At 39.6% G+C, this 19,870-nt stretch carries 18 protein-coding genes and 2 tRNA genes; 15 read left to right on the forward strand and 5 right to left on the reverse strand.

Translation table 11 applies throughout. From position 1 onward, the window contains the following. The first annotated feature begins 9 nt into the window (after positions 1-9). Entirely contained in the window at positions 10-1,248 is a 1,239-nt protein-coding gene (locus C1E24_RS02790; protein WP_138478544.1) for an amidohydrolase family protein, read from the forward strand. Between the two features lie 64 nt (positions 1,249-1,312). Here the strand turns inward: C1E24_RS02790 and C1E24_RS02795 are convergent, their stop codons facing one another. From C1E24_RS02795 to C1E24_RS02815, 5 genes are read right to left on the reverse strand one after another with little or no spacing between them, the layout of a single operon-like run. Beyond that, positions 1,313-1,642, reverse strand: coding sequence for a TusE/DsrC/DsvC family sulfur relay protein (locus C1E24_RS02795; protein WP_138478546.1), 330 nt, complete (start codon positions 1,640-1,642; stop codon positions 1,313-1,315). 1 nt (position 1,643) lies between these two features. Then, positions 1,644-1,910 (reverse strand): hypothetical protein, encoded by a 267-nt coding sequence (locus C1E24_RS02800; RefSeq protein WP_138478548.1) that lies wholly within the window; start codon positions 1,908-1,910, stop codon positions 1,644-1,646. Continuing rightward, a complete protein-coding gene (gene tusC, locus C1E24_RS02805; RefSeq protein WP_138478550.1) occupies positions 1,907-2,266 on the reverse strand; it encodes a sulfurtransferase complex subunit TusC in 360 nt (119 codons plus the stop codon). Before tusC ends, C1E24_RS02800 begins: the two co-directional genes overlap by 4 nt. Next, positions 2,263-2,616, reverse strand: a complete 354-nt coding sequence (gene tusD / locus C1E24_RS02810) for a sulfurtransferase complex subunit TusD (protein ID WP_138478552.1) — start codon at positions 2,614-2,616, stop codon at positions 2,263-2,265. The genes tusC and tusD overlap by 4 nt, the downstream gene beginning before the upstream one ends. 54 nt (positions 2,617-2,670) lie before the next feature. After that, the gene (locus tag C1E24_RS02815; protein ID WP_130253620.1) at positions 2,671-3,339 is read right to left on the reverse strand and encodes a Bax inhibitor-1/YccA family protein; all 669 of its coding nucleotides are present in this window, start codon (positions 3,337-3,339) and stop codon (positions 2,671-2,673) included. 264 nt (positions 3,340-3,603) lie between these two features. On the opposite strand from C1E24_RS02815, the gene C1E24_RS02820 reads away from it, so the two are divergent. The 14 genes from C1E24_RS02820 (at position 3,604) to C1E24_RS02885 (ending at position 19,822) form a co-directional block, all read left to right on the forward strand. Beyond that, positions 3,604-3,694, forward strand: a tRNA-Ser gene (locus tag C1E24_RS02820). Positions 3,695-3,734: 40 nt separating this feature from the next. Continuing rightward, positions 3,735-3,825 (forward strand) — tRNA-Ser (locus C1E24_RS02825). A 155-nt stretch (positions 3,826-3,980) separates the two neighbouring features. Next, positions 3,981-4,355 carry a hypothetical protein gene (locus C1E24_RS02830; RefSeq protein ID WP_058029961.1) on the forward strand — a complete coding sequence of 125 codons (375 nt, stop codon included), beginning with the start codon at positions 3,981-3,983 and terminating at the stop codon, positions 4,353-4,355. Positions 4,356-4,486: 131 nt separating this feature from the next. After that, the gene (locus C1E24_RS02835) at positions 4,487-4,945 is read left to right on the forward strand and encodes a GAF domain-containing protein (RefSeq protein WP_138478554.1); all 459 of its coding nucleotides are present in this window, start codon (positions 4,487-4,489) and stop codon (positions 4,943-4,945) included. Further along, a complete protein-coding gene (locus tag C1E24_RS02840; protein ID WP_130253618.1) occupies positions 4,945-5,223 on the forward strand; it encodes a hypothetical protein in 279 nt (92 codons plus the stop codon). Before C1E24_RS02835 ends, C1E24_RS02840 begins: the two co-directional genes overlap by 1 nt. 14 nt (positions 5,224-5,237) lie before the next feature. Further along, positions 5,238-5,891 (forward strand): RNA chaperone ProQ, encoded by a 654-nt coding sequence (proQ, locus tag C1E24_RS02845; RefSeq protein WP_138478556.1) that lies wholly within the window; start codon positions 5,238-5,240, stop codon positions 5,889-5,891. 10 nt (positions 5,892-5,901) lie between these two features. Continuing rightward, positions 5,902-7,938 carry a carboxy terminal-processing peptidase gene (prc, locus tag C1E24_RS02850; protein ID WP_138478558.1) on the forward strand — a complete coding sequence of 679 codons (2,037 nt, stop codon included), beginning with the start codon at positions 5,902-5,904 and terminating at the stop codon, positions 7,936-7,938. A 314-nt stretch (positions 7,939-8,252) separates the two neighbouring features. Beyond that, the gene (gene nhaC / locus C1E24_RS02855) at positions 8,253-9,713 is read left to right on the forward strand and encodes a Na+/H+ antiporter NhaC (RefSeq protein ID WP_138478559.1); all 1,461 of its coding nucleotides are present in this window, start codon (positions 8,253-8,255) and stop codon (positions 9,711-9,713) included. 54 nt (positions 9,714-9,767) lie between these two features. Further along, on the forward strand, positions 9,768-12,365 hold the full coding sequence (pepN, locus tag C1E24_RS02860; protein WP_138478561.1) for an aminopeptidase N: 2,598 nt from the start codon (positions 9,768-9,770) through the stop codon (positions 12,363-12,365). Continuing rightward, on the forward strand, positions 12,366-12,587 hold the full coding sequence (locus C1E24_RS02865; protein ID WP_138478563.1) for a DUF2835 domain-containing protein: 222 nt from the start codon (positions 12,366-12,368) through the stop codon (positions 12,585-12,587). It abuts the gene before it with no gap. Between the two features lie 315 nt (positions 12,588-12,902). After that, complete coding sequence (locus C1E24_RS02870; RefSeq protein WP_138478565.1) at positions 12,903-15,014, forward strand: DUF1302 domain-containing protein; 2,112 nt, start codon at positions 12,903-12,905, stop codon at positions 15,012-15,014. Positions 15,015-15,025: 11 nt separating this feature from the next. Then, positions 15,026-16,393 carry a DUF1329 domain-containing protein gene (locus tag C1E24_RS02875; protein WP_138478567.1) on the forward strand — a complete coding sequence of 456 codons (1,368 nt, stop codon included), beginning with the start codon at positions 15,026-15,028 and terminating at the stop codon, positions 16,391-16,393. Continuing rightward, positions 16,323-17,492, forward strand: a complete 1,170-nt coding sequence (locus tag C1E24_RS02880) for a YCF48-related protein (protein WP_240721925.1) — start codon at positions 16,323-16,325, stop codon at positions 17,490-17,492. Before C1E24_RS02875 ends, C1E24_RS02880 begins: the two co-directional genes overlap by 71 nt. Then, the gene (locus C1E24_RS02885; protein ID WP_138478569.1) at positions 17,492-19,822 is read left to right on the forward strand and encodes an efflux RND transporter permease subunit; all 2,331 of its coding nucleotides are present in this window, start codon (positions 17,492-17,494) and stop codon (positions 19,820-19,822) included. Before C1E24_RS02880 ends, C1E24_RS02885 begins: the two co-directional genes overlap by 1 nt. Positions 19,823-19,870: the final 48 nt, after the last annotated feature.

Here is a 19,870-nt window from a genome sequence, read left to right on the forward strand (position 1 = left end):
GAGTAAAGCATGAAAAAGTTTAATTTATCTTTGGTAACAGGTGCTTTACTTGCGAGCTCGGCAGCATTTGCACAAGTTACGGCAATTACGAATGCCACAGTTCATACTATGACTGATAAAGGTGTACTTAAAGACGCCACAGTACTAATCGAAGACGGTAAAATCATTGCGATTAATCCATCATCAGTATCAGCAGACGTAACAATCGATGCGCAAGACAAAATCTTAACGCCTGGTTTCATTGGTTCAATGAATCAAGTGGGTTTGGTTGAAGTGGGAGCCGTTTCACGCTCAAACGATGGCTATGACAAGAAAGCGAGTGCAATGTTTGATGCAAGCACAGCATTCAACCCGCGCTCTTCGTTAATTCCTTATGCGCGTAAAGGTGGTCTAACACAAAACGTGGTTGTACCACGTGGTGGTGAGAGCATTTTCTCAGGTTTAAGCTTTGTAACAGACCTTACTGGTGACTTTGAAAGTGTTACAGCTACAGAGACAGCCTTGATTGTGCGCTTAGGTGCAAAGAGCAGTGGTTCTCGTGCAGTGTCTTTAAAGCAGCTAGTTGACAAACTTGAAGGTCAACAAAAGAAATTAGCTAAGAAAGACAAAAAAGAGGATAAGAAAGACGAGCCTAGTAAAGAAGAGCAGGTTTTAACAAAAGTTCTTAAAGGCGAGCTACCTGTTATTACTAAAGTATCTCGTGCATCAGACATTTTAGAGTTGTTAAAGGTTAAAAAGCAGTTTGGCTTAAACCTAGTGCTTTGGAATGCTGAAGATGCGCCTTTGGTAAAAACTCAGATCTCAGAAAGCAACACGCCGGTTATCTTAAGCGCGGTTAGCAATTTACCTAGTGACTTTGATTCGCTTCACGCAAGTCTTGAAACAGCGGGTGAGCTTGAAAAAGCGGGTGTTAAAGTTCTTTTAGCAGTGGGTTCAGACTCAAGCCATAACGTATATCAACTTCGTTTTGATGCGGGTATTGCTGTTGCAAATGGCATGAGCCATGACGGTGCATTAAAAGCAGTAACAAGCAATATTGCAGATGTATTTGGTCTGAATGCAGGTAAAGTAGCGAAAGGTCAACGCGCTGATTTAGTTCTTTGGAGCGCAGATCCATTTGAATTCAGCACAAGTATTGAATCAATGTGGATCAACGGCGAAAAAGTGAACACGAATGATTCACGCCACGATAAGCTACGTGATCGTTACAATACTCCTTCAGATATGCCGCGAGCATATACTAAGTAAGGTATTAAAATGAGAAAGGGCTGATAATCAGCCCTTTTTTTATAATTAAATTTTGATTAGATGCTTAAATGCACCGCGCAGGTTTTGGTAAACCGGCTATTTTGGTCGCTTGTTTAGCTGGACCTTTTGGAAATAGTTTGTATAAATACATACTATTGCCTTTATCTTCACCAAGCACTTTGGCCATGGCTTTCACGAGCATACGGATTGCAGGGCTAGTGTTGTACTCTTCATAAAAGTCTCTGACAAAACGCACAACTTCCCAGTGAGCTTCTGATAGCTCGATATTTTCTTCAGCAGCAATAATAGGCGCTAATGCTTCGCACCACTGTGTGTGGTCAAGCAAGTAACCTTGCTTATCGGTCTCTATTTGGATGTTATTAAATTCAATCATATTACCAATTTACTGTGTTGTTGGTGGTGATTAGCTCGACCCATGTTGAGTCGTCAACTAAGTTAACAGCGTTTGAAGTTTCAATATTTCGAAGCTCAACACAAGTTTTTAATAAATAAATATTCTTCACTTGTAGTGACGTAAACGAGCGCCAATCAAAGCAAGCATCACCGGTTAATAAAACCTGGTTAGCGTTATTTTGGAGCAGCGCAATTGTTGTAGCACTATATTTACTGAATGGCTTTGAGAAAATATGAACAGTACTCATGATAAAACCACCGTATGATCTTGCTTAGAAATTAGTGATTGCTGCTTTTCTAAAGAGAGTGAGGTGACCTCGATACTTAAATTATCGGAAGTCATCGCATACTTTTTAAGGCTTTCAGCACACACATAGACTTGTTCAACATCATAGATTTCAAGCGTCTTAAGGGTTTTAAAAAAATCTTTTAAACCTGAATTTGAGAGATTGTAGCCGGCTTTTAAAGCTAAAACAGCATCATCTTTAAATAACCAACTGATGTTTTGCTCAATGGCTGCAAAAATTAAGCACGTATCCAATGATTCGCGAATATGCATTTTATCGAAAGGGGCTTTATTGCTGATGACTAAGATATTCTTCATTTGAATTGCACCCATTTATCAGCTTTTGCTGCCAACATTGAAAACTCAGCCAGACCTGCGACTTTAAAGCTACCCGTGTTATCAATATCAATACCACGTTTTTCTGCTGCTGTTACACACAGTAAAATAGGGATGTTTAAAGTGTGTAATAATTGCCAAGTCTCTACAAGAGCAAACTCGTCACTAGCGAGTTGAATATTTTGGTTGGCGTGATACACACCATCTTGGTACAAGAAAATACAATCAATCTGATGACCAGCTTGTAAAGCAGCATCAACAAACCGTTTTAAAAGGAATACATTGTGGTGATCATCAACACCAGAATGCAGTGACAAGACGAAATTGCGCAAATTTTTCTCATAAAAAAAGCCCCAGATGGGGCTTATTTTAACAAAACTTATGACTTAGTCATCATTTGACATGCCAAGAAGTTGAAGTAGTGATACGAACAGGTTGTAGATGTTCAGGTAAAGACTTACCGTCGCCATTACATAGTTTGTTTCGCCACCGTTAACGATACGGCTAGTATCAAATAAAATCATACCTGACATCAGCAATACAACCGCAGCGTTAATAGCCATAAACGCAACTGAACTACCAATGAAAAGGTTTACTAGGCTTGAGATTACAACCACGATTAAACCAACTGTTAAGAAACCGCCCATGAACGAGAAGTCTTTTTTAGTTGTTAACGCGTACGCTGAAAGACCGAAGAAAATCAGAGCTGTAGAACCTAGAGCTTGAGTAATAAGTAGGCCACCATTTGGCATTGCTGCATAGTGAGCAAGTAGAGGACCTAAACCAAAACCCATAATACCAGTGAAAAGGAATACTAGACCGATTGCTGATGATGAATTGGCTTTTTTCTGAATTACGAAGATCAAACCAAAACCAATCAACGAGCAAACCAGGCCAGTGAAGCGTGGTAATGCCATTGTCATTGAAATAGCGGCCGTCACTGCACTAAATGCCAGTGTCATAGCCAGTAGGAAATAAGTATTTTTTAAAACCTTGTTCGTTTCAATTGTCGACATTACCGGTTTAGCGGCGCCGTACGAATGATTGAATGCCATGGTTAAACTCCTTAAATGAAACAAATGTTCCGATAAATGAACTACCTAAGAGTATCAAGTCTTATAAATGTGGGCAAATATAGTTATTCAAATACCCGATCGGTTTTTTTTGGGTCAAACACAATAAAAACCTGATTTCGATATACTGAATGACCATTTTCGCTGAAATAACAAACGTTGTGTCCTTTTTTTGCTCGGTTAAACAAAAAGTTGAAAAAAAAGCTTCACAACTGCCTCAGCTTTCCCTATTATTCGCCCCGCTGCGGAGAGATGGCTGAGTGGTTGAAAGCACCGGTCTTGAAAACCGGCATACGTTAATAGCGTATCTAGGGTTCAAATCCCTATCTCTCCGCCACTAATTTTGACTTTTTGAACAATCAAAAAGTTCCGACTTCGGAGAGATGGCTGAGTGGTTGAAAGCACCGGTCTTGAAAACCGGCATACGTTAATAGCGTATCTAGGGTTCAAATCCCTATCTCTCCGCCACTTATTCATAGAATAAGTAAGCCGCTAGATTACTAGCGGCTTTTTTTTTGCCTTTCATTCACTCACTTGGCTAGAGCTTCGACTAAAGTCCACTGGTTATTTGTACGTTTTCATACACTCTCTAATTCATACAATAAAAAGAAGGGTGAGATTCAATGAAACAACAACTGGCTAAAAGTGTGGCAATGTCACTACTGGCTCCTGTAATTGTAGGGACAACGTTAGGGGTATACTACGCACTGAGTGTAGAAAGTGGTGGAGCAAAAATGTTTTTTTCTTTATTGATGAGCGCCATTGCTAATGCGCATATAGTCGGCCTTTCAATGGCGTTACTCGTCGTGCCTGGTTATATGCTTATGTATAAATATAATAAAGTTCAATATTCAGGTGTTTTGACTCTAGGGATGCTTGGCGGGGCCTTATTTAGCTTCTTATTTTCAGCTTCAGCAGGTATGGTATTTTTAGTTAATACAGTGATGGCTGCACTTGCTTCAGGTCTGTTTTTATATGGCTTAAGGCGCTTTAATTAACGCGCAGCCTGAAAACTAACCAATTAATGCTCTGTTTTTCAGTTTATTAACAGTTTTTATGCTGAAAAGGTTTTAATTCTTAACGCTAAAGAGTACCTTAAGCATTTGAACATTTTATTTTGATGAGTCGAATGCAAAAAACAGACTTCTATCAATCTTTGGCCAAGCAGGCCGAAGGTTTGATCAGCGACGAAAAAAACGCAATCGCTAATATGGCAAATCTAAGTGCTTTGCTTTTTACATCTTTAGAAAACGTTAACTGGGCAGGTTTCTACTTAATTGATACGCCTGATGAGTTAGTGTTAGGGCCTTTCCAAGGTAACCCTGCATGTATCCGTATTCCGGTTGGAAAAGGAGTATGTGGTACTGCAGCACATTCGAAAAGTACACAGCTTGTTGAAGATGTACACGCTTTTGCAGGTCATATCGCCTGTGATGCAGCATCAAATTCTGAAATTGTAGTGCCTGTTTTTAAAAACGGTGAAATATTTGGCGTGTTAGATATTGATAGCCCACTGCATGCTCGCTTTGATTTAGATGACCAAGCTGGTTTAGAAAAAATTGTGAAGATTTTTGAGGCCACACTTTAGTGAAAGACCTTTTAAATGTACAAGATTATCTTTTTGCCATTCATGATGTAGGTGATTGGGAAGGAGAAGAAGAGCAGGTAGCTGAAACCTTAAATGAATTAATTCATTTTGCATGGGATATGCTACCTGATGATTTAGATTGTGAAACAATCGACAACTTGATTAACGGCATCTGGGAACATCTTCGTGGTGATTTAGCGCTTATTGAGGCTGAATTTGAAGAGTTAACAGATTGGGTTACTCACTATATTCATTCATCACTAGATGAACAGGTATAACAAATAGGTTAAACATGGAAACCACAAACAAGCTAAAAGACATTAATGAAGTATTGGAGTTCTTATTCAAAGAATTTCCTAACTGCTTCAAGAAAAAAGACGGCATCAAACCGTTAAAAGTTGGTATTTTTAAAGACGTTGCTGAACGTATCGAAGGCTCAGAAGTTGTAAGTAAAACGCAAGTTCGTCAAGCACTTCGAAAGTACACTTCAAACTGGCGTTATTTAGAAGCCGTCACTAAAAACGAATTCCGCGTTGATCTAGATGGTAATGATGCTGAAAAGGTGGAACAAGAGCACATTGAACATGCTCAAAAAGCACTTGAAGAAAGCCGTGCGAAAATGGCTAAACGTAAAAAGCCTCAGCGTCCTCGTCAACAAGACGGTGACACAAAATCTTACAAAAAGAAACCGCATGGTCAGTCACGTTCTAACGACAAAGGCGCTAGAGTTAACAAGAAGCCTGCAGCTCAACAAGCAAAACGTAGCTCAGGAAAAGTTGAACCTTTGCCAGCTTCTGAAGTCAAGGTTAATAACAAAGTAAAAGTTAAACTTGGTCAGGCCCTTGTTAATGCGACCATTACTGAAGTAAACAAAGACGAAGTTCATGTTGAACTAGTAACTGGTATGCAAGTTAAAACAAAAGCTGACAGCTTATTTATCGTTTAAGGAGTAGTGTATGAGTAAAAAGTTTTCGCTCATTCCCGTTGTCGCTGCACTCATCTCTAGTGCTTCTTTTGCTGCAGTTGATGCTGTTACAGCGAAGGATATTCCCGTATTAAAGCAAGAGGCTCAGCATACAACAGCAAGTAAAAGGGTGACTAACTTATTTACTCGACAGCATTACAAGCGATTTAGCTTCAATGACGCGCTGTCAGAGCAAATTTTTGATAGATATGTTGAGTCTTTAGATTTCAGTAAGTCTATCTTTTTGCAATCTGACATTGCGCGTTTTGAAGCGAACAAAAAGCAATTTGACGATGCCCTTATGTCAGGCAAACTTGATTTTGCTTATGACTTATTCAACTTAAGCTTACAACGCCGTTTTGAACGCTTTCAATACGCCATCTCGCTGCTAGATAAAGAAATGACTTTTGATAAAGAAGATGCATTTTACTATGACAGAGAAGAAGCTGAGTTTGCTAAAACACAAAACGAGTTGAATGAGTATTGGCGTCAACGCGTAAAATCTGATGCGTTACGTTTAAAACTGACAGGCAAAACGTGGCCTGAAATTAAAGAATTACTGACTAAACGTTACAACAATGCGTTAAAACGTTTAAGTCAAACCGACAGTGAAGATGCATTCCAAGTCGTGATGAATGCGTTTGCGCGAAGCATTGAAGCACATACATCCTACTTATCGCCACGTAGAGCTGAACAATTCAAGATGGATATGGATCTTGAGTTAGAAGGCATTGGCGCAGTACTTGGTTATGATGAAGACTACACAGTTATTCGTTCACTTGTGCCTGGTGGTCCGGCAGACAAGTCTGAAAAGATTAAGCCAGACGATAAAATTGTTGGTGTGGCTCAAGAGGGAGAAGAATTTGTCGATGTTATCGGCTGGCGTTTAGATAACGTTGTTGATCTGATCAAAGGTCCTAAAGGCACTAAAGTTCGTCTTCAGTATTTAAAAGGTTCAGATACCCATGGCACGCCTAAAGTGGTTGAAATTGTTCGAGATAAGATCAAGCTAGAAGATAGAGCCGCAAAATCTGACGTTTTTGAAGCAAAATATTCTGATCTAACTTCAAAAATCGGTGTTATTGAGATCCCAAGTTTCTATAACAACTTATCTAAAGACGTTAAGGTCGAGCTAACAAAGTTAAAAGAACAAAACGTTGATGGTATTGTGATTGACCTTCGTCAAAATGGCGGTGGTTCATTGTATGAAGCTACGCAATTGACTGGCTTGTTCATCGACCAAGGTCCAGTTGTTCAAATTCATACAGCATACAATCGAGTAGAAGCTCAAAAAGACAGAGACGGCATTACTTTTTATGATGGTCCAATCACTGTACTTGTAGACAGATATAGTGCATCGGCATCAGAAATTTTTGCTGCAGCTATTCAAGATTACGGTCGTGGTATTGTAATTGGTGAGCAAACGTTTGGTAAAGGTACAGTGCAGCAGCACCGACCTCTTGCAAAAAACTATGACTTATTCAGCAATGCCCTCGGCAGCGTAACTTACACAATTGCGAAGTTTTATCGTATTAACGGCGGTAGCACGCAACATAAAGGGGTCGTACCTGACATTTTATTACCTTCGGCTATCGAACCTGAAGAGTGGGGTGAGAGTCAAGAGGACAATGCGTTGCCTTGGGATAAGATTAAGCAAGCGAAATATAAGAGTTTAGATAACTTAAACCCGCTTGTAACATATTTAAACGAAAAGCATGCATTACGTGTGGCGCAAGAGCCTGAATTTAATTATGTATTGGCTGATATAGCTCGTTATAACGAAGAGAAAGATAAAAACTTTATCTCTTTAGTTGAATCTCAGAGACTAAAAGACAGAGAGGAATCAGAACAGCGTTCATTAGCGAGAACAAATGAAAGATTAAAACGTCTTGGTTTAGAACCAGTGAAAGACTTAGACGATTTGCCTGATGTAATCTCTGAACTTGACCCTTATTTAGAAGAAGCAGCACTTATAACTCAAGATTTAATCAGATATGGGCGATTAGCTAAGAATAATCTTCAAAATTAAGCAATAACCTATTCAATAAAGGCGCTTCGGCGCCTTTTTTATTACTCTAAGCAATATGTTTTGTTATTATTGGAATAAGTACGTAATTTTTTTAAAAAGAAGATTACCGTGAATAAAACCAATCTTTGGAATTGAGCAGTCAATTGAAAAAGTAGGTATTGCCTCCACGCGAAAAACTGAACTTTTGCTAAAACACTGAGAAGAAATCAGTGCTTTCGCAAATATTCAATCGTGTAAATGATATAAAAATAAAAACGGCCTTGAGCCTTTTGAATATTAATTAGAGCAAGGTCCACCTTGCCGGGAGAACCCAGTTGAAACAACAAAAGCAAGCATCATTTCTTGATGCATTTATACCAATCTTTGTATTGGTCTGTTTATTAGGCTCAGCAGTGTATCTGTACGGTGATAATTCTTCATCAGGTCCTAATCAAATTGCGCTTCTATTTGCCACATTTACAGCAGCCCTTGTTGGTTTAAAAAATGGCTACACTTGGCGTTTATTAGAAGAGGCAATGATCAAAGGCATCACCTTATCCTTGGGCGCGATATTAATCCTTCTGATGGTTGGTGCCTTAATTGGTACGTGGTTGCTGTCAGGTACTGTTCCGACATTAATCTATTACGGGTTACAAATAATCAGTCCACAATGGTTCTATGCAGCGAGTTGTCTAATTTGCGGGATTGTTGCAATGAGTATCGGCTCTTCGTGGACGACTGCTGCCACCATAGGTGTCGCTTTACTTGGTGTTGCAACAGGTCTTGGCTTAGATCAAGTTGTCACAGCGGGTGCGGTAATCTCAGGCGCATATTTTGGTGATAAATTAAGTCCGCTTTCTGAGACAACAAATTTAGCCCCAGCTGTTGCCGGAAGCGACCTTTTTGAACATATTCAACATATGCTTTGGACGACGGTACCAAGCTTTGTGATTGCGATGATCATCTTTGTCATCATGGGCTTCAGTGCTGATGTATCAAGTGATATTGGTCGAATTGATGACATTGTTTCTATTTTAAATGCCAACTTTAATATCAACCCTATGATGCTGGTTCCTTTAATTGTATTGCTTGTTTTGGCTTATAAGAAAATGCCAGCTTTTCCTGCAATTTCAATTGGTGCAGTGATCGGTGCTGTTTGGGCTATTGTCTTTCAATCAGATCTACTGGCCACGCAAGTTGATGTTTCTCAGGGCCAATTAGTTGGTTATTTTAAACTTGTTTGGGCAACATTCTATGATGGTTTTGCGATCCAAACAGGTGATAGTACCATGGATGACTTATTAAGTGGTGGTGGCATGGCTGGTATGCTGACAACGACATGGTTGGTTATGACGGCTTTAATGTTCGGTGCCATTATGGAAAAGACAGGTCTACTGGAAGTGTTTGTAAGAAGTATTTTAAAAGTAGCACGCAGTACTGGGTCTTTGATAGCGTCAACGATTGCAACTTGTTTCGGTACGAATTTAATTGCAGCTGACCAATACATCGCGATTGTTGTACCTGGACGTATGTTTAAAGAAGAATATAAAAAACGTGGATTGAAAAGTGTGAACTTATCAAGAACACTTGAAGACGGTGGTACAATTACCAGCCCATTAATCCCATGGAATACATGTGGTGCGTATATGCAAAGTGTATTAATGATCAATCCACTCGACTACGCAGTCTATGCCTTCTTTAACTTAATTAATCCATTCTTGGCAATAATCTATGCATACATAGGCATTAAGATTTTAAAAATTGAGCCAAAACAGTTAGACAAAGAACAAGCATAATCCATGCATAATGATTAGCCCTTTTTAAGGGCTAATTCTTTTAAGGAATTCGATATGCAAAGCCAGCCTCAAGCTAAGTATTTAAAAGATTATCAAGCACCTTCTCACACAGTAACGAATTTAGAGTTAACTGTAGAATTACATCCAACAGATACCAAGGTAGTCAGCAAAGCGCTGTATTCTTCAACGCAAGCTGTCTCTGAGCTTTGTCTAGACGGTGTTGAATTAAACTTAATCTCGGTAAAAGTGAATGATCAATTATTTGAAGACTTCGTTCAAACAGAAACATCATTGACGCTAAAGAATCTACCGAATGAGTTCACACTAGAAATTGAGAACACGATTTCTCCTAGTACTAATACATCATTAGAAGGCCTTTATCTGTCAGATGGTGCTTATTGCACCCAGTGTGAGGCTGAAGGGTTTAGAAAAATCACATATTTCTTAGATAGACCCGATGTGTTAACTGATTACTTAGTGACAATTATTGCTGATAAAGATATTCCTTACTTGTTATCTAATGGCAATAAAATCGGAGAGGGCACTTTGCCTGATGGGCGTTGTTTCACTAAGTGGCAAGATCCACATAAAAAGCCGAGTTATTTATTTGCCCTTGTAGCCGGTGATTTTGATGTTCTTAGAGACACTTTTGTAACAAGAAACGGTCGTGAAGTTGCGCTTGAGATTTTTGTTGATAAAGGCAATTTAGATAAAACGCCTCATGCAATGGAGTCGCTTAAAAATGCCATGAAGTGGGATGAAGAGCGCTTTGACTTAGAGTACGATCTAGATATCTATATGATAGTGGCTGTTGACTTCTTTAATATGGGGGCAATGGAAAATAAAGGATTAAATGTCTTTAACAGTGCTTGCGTTTTGGCAAATCAACAAACAGCAACAGATCGTGATTATCACACAATCGAATCGATTGTTGGCCACGAGTACTTCCATAATTGGACTGGCAACCGTGTTACTTGCCGCGACTGGTTTCAGCTATCTTTAAAAGAAGGATTGACCGTATTCAGAGATCAAGAGTTTAGTAGTGATCTTGGTTCGCGCGCGCTGAATCGCATCGACGCAGTTATGGCAATGAGAACACATCAGTTTGCTGAAGATGCCGGCCCGATGGCTCATCCTATACGTCCAGATAAAGTGATTGAAATGAATAACTTTTATACTGTGACGGTTTATAACAAGGGTGCAGAAGTCATTCGAATGATGCACACTTTACTAGGTGAAGCGAACTTCCAAAAAGGCATGAAACTTTACTTTGCACGTCACGACGGTCAAGCAGTCACGTGCGATGACTTTGTTACTGCAATGAGTGATGCCAGTGGCAAATGTTTAGAGCAATTTAAGCTTTGGTACCGTCAGTTTGGTACGCCGTCGGTTCAAGTCGAAACTTATTATAATGCTGAGCAACAAACGTTCACATTAAAACTTAATCAGATTCATGCAGAAAATGATCCTGTTTCTGAGCCACTGCATATTCCTTTTGCAATCGAACTTCTTGATACATCAGGCAATTCAATACCGCTTATTTCAAATGGCAAAAATTTCGATGCTGTTATTGAATTGAAAGAAATGAGTGCCGAGTTTACTTTTGAAAATATCTTATCGAAGCCAACGCCTGTATTACTGGAAAACTTCTCCGCGCCTTGTGTTGTAAACTATGACTACGAGCCTGAAGAGTTGATACATATATTAAAGCATGCTTCTAGTGATTTTACGCGTTGGGAAGCGGCCCAGCGTGCTCTCACGCTTGAAATTAAGCAGGCTGTGAACACAATGGCAGGTAGTGATTCAGTTAGTATCTCTGACACATTAATTAAGGCGCTTAAATCAATTGTTACTGAAGAAAACACTGACAAAGCGCTTATCTCTGAACTGATCAAACTACCTAATTTTGACACTGTCAGTTCTGAGTTTTCTCCTGTTCCGATCACTGAGCTGGTTCACATCTACAAGCAATTCGAACTTCAAATTGCGACACAAGTGCAATCAGAACTGATTGCTGCTTATGAAAGCTGTTCAGACTCTGGTGAGATTAGTGCCAGTGCGGTTGCAGCCAGAAGCTTAAAATCAACGGCACTGTATTATTTAGTGCTTATTGAAAATGAAGAGGTAACTGATTGGTTACTTGCTAACAGCCAGCAAGATAATATGACGCTGAAATTAGCTGCGCTTAAGGCGGTAAAAAATGCCGAACATGAAATTACTGAACAGTTAATTTCACAATTCGATGCGCAATGGCGACATGATCCATTGGTTATGGACAAATGGTTTGCACTTCAGGCGACAACAGATAATGATGGTGCGATTGACTTAATAAAGTCTTTATATGATCACCCTTGTTTTGATAAATCAAATCCAAACCGCGTACGCGCATTAGTTGGTCAATTTGCACGCAGTAACCCTGCTCAATTCCATCGTATTGATGGGAAGGGTTATGAACTACTTGCCGATTTATTAATTGAACTTAATGCAATTAATCCACAGAACGCCTCGAGAATAGTGACGCCGTTTATGTCATGGAAACGTTATGACAGTACTCGTCAGCAATTAATAAAGGCTCAGTTACAACGTATTGCAAGCATTGATAACTTGAGCGATGACTTATTTGAAAAGGTGGATAAGGCACTAAACGCATAAATGATAGAGTACTATTTTTATTTATCGTTAAGCTATGACGAATGCATGGCTTACTACCGAGGCGATTATGAGTATGTTCAAGTAATCGAAGATGGTGGTAAAAGCATTCGTTTTCCTGCTACACATATTAGACGTTTTGTCAGCTCCCTTGGTATAAGGGGGCGGTTTAGGCTTTGCCTCACAGACGAAAATAGCTTTATTTCTCTTGATAAAGTGTCTTAAAAACAAAAATTGCATTGTTATTAATAACTTCAAATTTCGGCTGAATAATACTCGATAATTTAGAATAAAATATTATTAGTTTATTGTTCAGCGCATTAAATCGTCACAATTTTGAGAATAGGATTTGTTATAAAGCAGAATTACGTGTTATAAATTATCTGGTAAGACGTCTTACCAAGGGTAAAGTCGTGTCCAGAACAAAAAAATAGTAACTTTTGGTTTAGTGAATTTGAGTTTTTCTACGTTCACTTCTAATGTTACTTCAATATAAAAACAACAACTTGATTAAAATAACCCGCATAGGGGGAACGCATAATGATTAAAAGAGCGCTCTTTGTTCCAAACAAAATAATGCTCGGCTTAGCGGCCACAGTTGCTGTAACAAGTGCAAATGTTTCAGCTGCAAGTTTCCAAGTCGGTGATTTTGACATCACATTCGATTCAACATTTTCATACGGTCAAAGTATTCGTGTAGAAGATCGCGACTTCCAATATATTGGTAAAAGTAACCACCCAAGGTTTGATTGGTCTGGTTATAATGCAGGTCTTGGTAATACAAAGTATGGCTCTTCACAAGTTTGGGCTCAGCCTGGCGCTTATTCAAATAATGGCGACGCTGGTAACCTGAACTTTGATTCTGGTGACACTTTTTCCCAACTAATTAAAGGTACTCACGATTTCGGTATCTCTAAAGATAACTGGGGTATTTTCTCGCGCTTTATGTATTTTAAAGATTTCGCGATGGAAGATGGCGATTTTGCATACACCAACCCAGTATCAGGTAAAAAAGTAGATCCTTGTGCTGATAAACAAACTAAAGAGCAGGTATGTTCTGATGTACGTTTATTAGATGCTTTCATTTGGGCTGACTTTGATTTAAATGATGGTCAAAACCCACTTTCTGTTCGACTAGGTCAACAAGTTGTAAACTGGGGTGAAAGTACACTCATCTCTCACGGTATCAATGTAAACCCTGTTGATATTGACCGTTTAAGAGCGCCAGGTTCTGAATTAAAAGAAGCGTTTATTCCTGTCGGCATGTTCTGGGCGTCTTTAGGTATTACTGAAAATGTAACCTTAGAGGGTTTCTATCAGTACCAGTGGCATGAAACCCGTTTGCCTGCATCGGGTAGTTATTTCTCTACAAACGATTTTGCATCTGAAAACGGTTATATGCAAAACGTACAACTAGGTTTTACGTCAAACCCTGATATTGATTTACACCATTTAACTGAGTCGCTTAACAGCCTATATGCTGATGCAACAGCGGCTTTAATTGCACAAGGCGTAGAGCCAACTCCTGAATTAGTTGGTCAAACTGCAGCGTCAATGTATATGGCTTACCCAACGAAAGTTGCGCTTAAAGGTAAGGGCTTAAACGGTAAGAGTGAACCTAAAGACGCAGGCCAGTATGGTATTCGTCTTGGTATGTTTGCACCTGAGTTAAATGATACAGAATTTGCGCTGTACTACATTAACTATCATAGCCGCCGTCCGCTTATCTCTGGTAAAGCATCAAACTTTGAAGCTGATGTTATTGCACAGGACTTAGCATATATTGCTGCAAACCCAATTGATGAACATAATGTAACTAATTTAAATGCTTTCACTCAAGCTACTATTACTTACCCAGAAGATATCAAGCTTTATGGTTTAAGTTTTAATACAGCCATTGGTGAAACTGCTTTCTCAGGTGAGTTTTCTTATCGTCAAGACGAGCCTCTGCAGATTGACGATGTAGAGTTACTTTACGCTGGTATGGCTGAACAGCTAGCTTACTCGGGTCTTCGTGAAGATTTCAGCAGTCTGTCTCAATTAAGTGCCAGAGATGAAGTGAGCTACGTTAAGCCAGGCGAAGTTGCACAAGGTTACATTCTAAAAGACTCTATGCAAGTTCAGTTTACTGCAACGCATTTATTCGGTCCTTCTTTAGGTGCTGATAGCTGGGCTGTAGTTGGTGAAGTTGGTGCTGTAACAATTAAAGACATGCCTAGCTACGACGAACTTCGCCTGAATGTTGCAGGCACGGGCCGCAGTGGTACGATTGAAGGCTATGGTCCTTTAATTGAAAAGGGAGCTAGGTATGATCTTCTTCATATGGCACTTTCGAATGGCCCAGAAACAAACCCATTCCCAACAGCGTCATCATGGGGTTATCGTTTAATAGCGAAGGGTGATTACAATAACCTTTTTGCTGGCGTTAACTTCTCTCCTCGTATTGTGTTCTCACATGATGTAAATGGTACGACACCTGATCCTATGTATCTATTCGTCGAAGACAGAAAGTCTTTGGGTATGACAATGAATTTCACTTACCAGAATGCTTGGTCATTTGACTTTAGCTACAACACATTCTGGGGTGGCGGTGCAACAAATACCTTTGCAGACCGTGATTTTGTCTCTTTCAATATTAAGTATTCAATTTAAGGGCTTGTTATATGTTTAAAAAACCAAGCATGATCGCAGCAACAATAATAACAATGATGGCTGCTCCATTCGCTCATGCAGATATGACTGCTGAGCAAGTAGCTAGATTAGGTGCTGACTTAACGCCAATTGGCGCAGAAAAAGCGGGCAACGCTGATGGTTCAATTCCAGCATGGACTGGCGGTATTACTAAGCCTCCTGCAGGTTTTGAGCCGGGCATGCACCATATTGACCCATATGCTGACGATAAAGTTATTTTAACTATCGATAAGAGTAATCTTGATAAGCATAAAGATTTATTGAGTCCGGGCCAAATTGCATTATTCGAAACGTATCCTGATACGTTCAAAATGAACATTTACCCAACTCGTCGAAGTGCTGCATATCCTCAGTTTGTTTATGATGCAACTAAGAAGTACGCACAAACTGCAGAGCTGATTGAAGGTGGTAATGGTATTAAAAATACGGCTATCGGTATTCCATTTCCTGTTCCTGCAAATGGCCTAGAAGCAATTTGGAACCACTTATTACGTTACCGTGGTCTATCAATCGCGCGTTTTGGTGGTCAAGCAATGCCTACGGCGTCTGGTTCGTATAACATTATCGGCTTTGATGAAAAGCTACTTGTTAAATACTCTGATCCAGCGGCAACGCCTGAAGCACTTCAAGAGTCCAATGTATTATTCAAGTTCAAGCAAAAAGTAACAGAACCAGCACGACTTGCCGGTACTGCGCTTCTTGTTCATGAAACAATGGACCAAATCTTAACGCCTCGTCAAGCGTGGACTTATAACACGGGTCAACGTCGTGTTCGTCGTGCTCCAAATGTTGCGTACGATGCACCAGGAACAGCTTCAGATAGTCTTCGTACAACCGATGATTTTGATATGTTCAATGGTTCACCAAATCGCTATGAGTGGACTTTAAAAGGTAAGAAAGAAATGTACATTCCTTACAACAGCTACAAGCTTCACAGCGATAAGCTAAAGTATGATGACATTCTTCACGCAGGCCATATCAACCCTGAACATGTGCGATATGAGAAGCACCGAGTATGGGTTGTTGAAGCGAATCTTAAAGAAGGCACACGCCATATTTATAAGAAACGCGTATTCTACATTGACGAGGATAGCTGGCAGATCCATGTAACGGATATTTACGATAACCGTGATCAAATGTACCGCGTTGCGATGGCGCATGGTCTGAACTATTACGATGTGCCTACGCATTGGAGTACATTAGATGTTTATCATGACTTAAATTCTCGTCGTTATCTAGCGATTGGTCTTGATAATGAAGAATCTATGTATGACTTCAGTCAGTCATTTAAAGACAATGAGTTTACGCAAAGTGCACTTCGTCGCGAAGGTAAGCGTTAATCTTCAAATAGAAATAAAAAGTGGCTGTCACCCAGCCACTTTATTCAACATTCAAGACAAACTTCCTTTGTCTTCGACAACAGATGTTCGAGTATTCAGCATGAAATTTAATCAGTACGCGTTTTGCTTAATGGCGGCTTTATCTTCCAATGAAGTAGTATCTGCACCGTCAGCTTCTTTGCAAGTTGCAAAACCAAATTCAACACTATTTACAGACATAGATAGCACCGATGATCAGGTCGTTGCTGTTGGTAAGTTTGGCACTATTGTGACTTCAACAGATGGGCAAAATTGGCAACAAGCTGAAGTACCTGTTCAATCTCTTTTAACAGCCGTTACGATAAAGTCTGATAAAGCAGCATGGGCATGTGGCCATGATGCAACCATAGTGCATAGTTCAGATAATGGTAAAACTTGGCAATTACAGCAATACTTACCTGAACAAGGCAAACCTTGCTTAGATATTGAATTCATCGATGAAAATACAGGTTTTGCTATTGGTGCCTATGGCATGTTTTATAAGACTACTAATGGCGGAAAAACTTGGAAGTCACAATTCATCAGTGATTTTGTGCACCCTGATGACAAAGAATATCTTGAAGAACTAAAGGAAGATGACCCTGAAGCCTATCAAGATGAAATTAAGTTTATTCTCCCGCATTTTAATCGTTTGCTAATGAAAGATAATGCTTTTTATCTTGTAGGTGAAATGGGCTTAGTGGCTAAAAGTGAAGACAAAGGCATCTCTTGGCAAAAATTTGAAGAGTTTTACCCTGGTTCATTCTTTAGCGTAAACGAAACACCCGATGGTCAAATTCTAGTTGCAGGATTAAGAGGGAATGCCTTCACTAAGTCTCAAAGTGATAATGATTTTGCTGAAATCGATATCGCACAAACCGCAACAATAAATGCAATTTTGCCATTTAAAGACTCAACTTTACTGTTTGCAAACTCTGGCTTGGTCCACGCTTTTGATGGTCATCAGGTAACAAGTGAGCAACTGCCTTCAGGTCATGCAATTTTGTCAGCGACTATATTTAACAATAAAGTAATTATGGCAACAGAAAAAGGACTAATTACTTGGGGAGATAGCAAGTAATGCAAGCTATATTAAATAAACTTGAATATGTCGTATTCCGTCACAGACTCTTTATGGTTTTGGCGTTTTTATTCGCCACCGTTTTTCTAGGTTACAAAGCTACACATATTCAACTAGACGCTGCGTTTACGAAGAATATTCCTCTGCAGCATGACTACATGAAAGTGTATCTTAAACATGAAAAGCAGTTCGGTGGTGCTAACAGTATTTTAATTTCAGTGTGTGATGCAAATGGCGACATTTTCAACGAACCATTTTTCTCTACACTGAAATCAGTACACGACCAACTGTATTTTATTCCTGGTGTAAATAGACCGTTAGTTAATTCAATCTTTTCACCGAGTGCACGTTTTGTAGAAGTCGTAGAAGATGGCTTCGCAGGTGGGCCTATTATCCCTGCTAATTTTGCACCAACAGAAAATGGTTTGGCAGTCGTAAAGCAAAACATTGAAAAAGCCAATGTAGTAGGGCGCATGATTGCCAGTGACTACAGTTGTGCGATGGTAACTGCGCAATTACTAGAGACTGATCCACAAACGCAGGAGAAGTTAGATACGTTGGCGTTTGCTAAAAAGCTAGAAGAGGAAATTCGCAAGCCTCTGGAGAATGATAATGTGAGTATTCATATTATTGGCTTCGCGAAAATGGCTGGTGATATCGCAGACGGAGCGAAAGGTGTAGTTTTATTCTTTGTTATAGCTATCGTCTTCACCTTTATCATGGTGTGGTTATTCTGTAAGAGTTTTAAACTAACTCTTTTACCTATTTTATGTTCGTTAATTGCTGTTATTTGGCAAATGGGCTTACTGTCTTCTCTAGGCTTTGGCTTAGATCCTATGTCTATTCTTGTGCCTTTCTTGGTATTTGCAATAGGTGTGAGTCATGGCGTACAAATGATTAATGCTATTGGTAAGAAAGTATCTGAAGGGGTATCAAGTAAAGTTGCTGCGCAGGCTAGTTTTAAAGCGCTACTTATTCCGGGTGGTATCGCATTACTATCAGATACGGTTGGTTTCTTAACGCTATTAGCAATTGATATCGGTATTATTCGTGAACTTGCTATCACGGCGAGTTTAGGTGTTGCCGTTATTATCTTTACAAACTTACTGTTGTTGCCAGTATTAGCTTCTTATTTTAACTCTTCAAAGATCCATCGTGTTGATGATGGTGATACAGCGTCGCATAAATTATTCACTGCGATGCGTGAAAGCTTAGTGTCTGCAACGGATCCAAAGAAAGCAAAAATCATTATTTTCGTGTCTCTTTTGTTGTTTGTTTTCGGGTATTGGCAATCAAACAGTATGAAGATTGGTGATCTACATGCTGGCGCCCCTGCGCTACATGAAACAGCAAGATACAACCAAGATACCTTCTTGATAAATGATAGATACACGATTTCGTCAGATATCTTAAAGGTACTAGTAGAAGCGTATCCGGCTGCCTGTACTGAGTTTGATACTATGGAACGAGTTAGTCGTTTCCAATGGAGAATCGAGAACTTAAAAGGCGTGCAATCTGCAGTGTCTTTAAGCTCTGTTGCGCAATCAGTGAATGCAGGCTACAACGAAGGCAACCTGAAGTGGCAAACACTTCCACGTAATAGTGCTTCTTTAGTTCAGGCAACTTCTCGTGTTGAAACGAGTACGGGCTTACTTAATGGCGATTGCTCTGTGATGCCGATTATCATCTTTATGGAAGATCACAAAGCTGAAACCATTGACCATGTGGTTGCTAAGATCAAAGAGTTTGCGACGATAGAGAATACTGACAAAGTTCAGTTTAGGTTAGCTTCTGGCCCAATAGGGGTAATGGCAGCGACTAATGAGTCAGTTGCAGAAGCACAAATCCCGATGATGATCTATGTATATGGTGCTGTCATCATTCTATGCTTATTAAGCTTTAGAAGTGTTAAAGCAACCATTGCAGTTGTTTTACCTCTCTATATTGTATCAACTTTGGCGCAAGCACTTATGGTGAAGCTTGAAATTGGCTTAACTGTGTCAACATTACCAGTTATAGCTCTTGGTGTTGGCATTGGTGTTGACTATGGTATTTATATCCTGTCATCGATGATGTCACAGCTTAAGCAAAATGTGCCTTTATCTATTGCCTACCGTAATGCTCTGGCTGAACGTGGTAGTGCTGTACTATTCACGGGTATTACATTAGCAATCGGTGTGAGTACTTGGATATTCTCTGCACTGAAATTCCAAGTTGATATGGGTATTCTGCTCACCTTCATGTTTTTAGTGAATATGTTGGGTGCAGTCCTGTTATTGCCTGCTATAGGGACACTTCTCTGGCCTGACCAGAAAAAAAATTGTGAATAAATGTGCTTTAAAATGGCAAGGATTGCCTATTTATATCTATTATTTGTG

The sequence above is a fragment of the Pseudoalteromonas phenolica genome, from assembly GCF_005876835.1.
GTDB classification, from domain to species: domain Bacteria; phylum Pseudomonadota; class Gammaproteobacteria; order Enterobacterales; family Alteromonadaceae; genus Pseudoalteromonas; species Pseudoalteromonas phenolica_B.

Bases quoted from the DNA above. Each gene is read 5' to 3' on its own strand.
- C1E24_RS02790 (WP_138478544.1), top strand. From the start codon at position 10: ATGAAAAAGTTTAATTTATCTTTGGTAACAGGTGCTTTACTTGCGAGC.
- C1E24_RS02795 (WP_138478546.1), bottom strand. From the start codon at position 1,642: ATGATTGAATTTAATAACATCCAAATAGAGACCGATAAGCAAGGTTAC.
- C1E24_RS02800 (WP_138478548.1), bottom strand. From the start codon at position 1,910: ATGAGTACTGTTCATATTTTCTCAAAGCCATTCAGTAAATATAGTGCT.
- tusC (WP_138478550.1), bottom strand. From the start codon at position 2,266: ATGAAGAATATCTTAGTCATCAGCAATAAAGCCCCTTTCGATAAAATG.
- C1E24_RS02815 (WP_130253620.1), bottom strand. From the start codon at position 3,339: ATGGCATTCAATCATTCGTACGGCGCCGCTAAACCGGTAATGTCGACA.
- C1E24_RS02830 (WP_058029961.1), top strand. From the start codon at position 3,981: ATGAAACAACAACTGGCTAAAAGTGTGGCAATGTCACTACTGGCTCCT.
- C1E24_RS02835 (WP_138478554.1), top strand. From the start codon at position 4,487: ATGCAAAAAACAGACTTCTATCAATCTTTGGCCAAGCAGGCCGAAGGT.
- proQ (WP_138478556.1), top strand. From the start codon at position 5,238: ATGGAAACCACAAACAAGCTAAAAGACATTAATGAAGTATTGGAGTTC.
- prc (WP_138478558.1), top strand. From the start codon at position 5,902: ATGAGTAAAAAGTTTTCGCTCATTCCCGTTGTCGCTGCACTCATCTCT.
- pepN (WP_138478561.1), top strand. From the start codon at position 9,768: ATGCAAAGCCAGCCTCAAGCTAAGTATTTAAAAGATTATCAAGCACCT.
- C1E24_RS02865 (WP_138478563.1), top strand. From the start codon at position 12,366: ATGATAGAGTACTATTTTTATTTATCGTTAAGCTATGACGAATGCATG.
- C1E24_RS02870 (WP_138478565.1), top strand. From the start codon at position 12,903: ATGATTAAAAGAGCGCTCTTTGTTCCAAACAAAATAATGCTCGGCTTA.
- C1E24_RS02875 (WP_138478567.1), top strand. From the start codon at position 15,026: ATGTTTAAAAAACCAAGCATGATCGCAGCAACAATAATAACAATGATG.
- C1E24_RS02880 (WP_240721925.1), top strand. From the start codon at position 16,323: ATGACTTCAGTCAGTCATTTAAAGACAATGAGTTTACGCAAAGTGCAC.
- C1E24_RS02885 (WP_138478569.1), top strand. From the start codon at position 17,492: ATGCAAGCTATATTAAATAAACTTGAATATGTCGTATTCCGTCACAGA.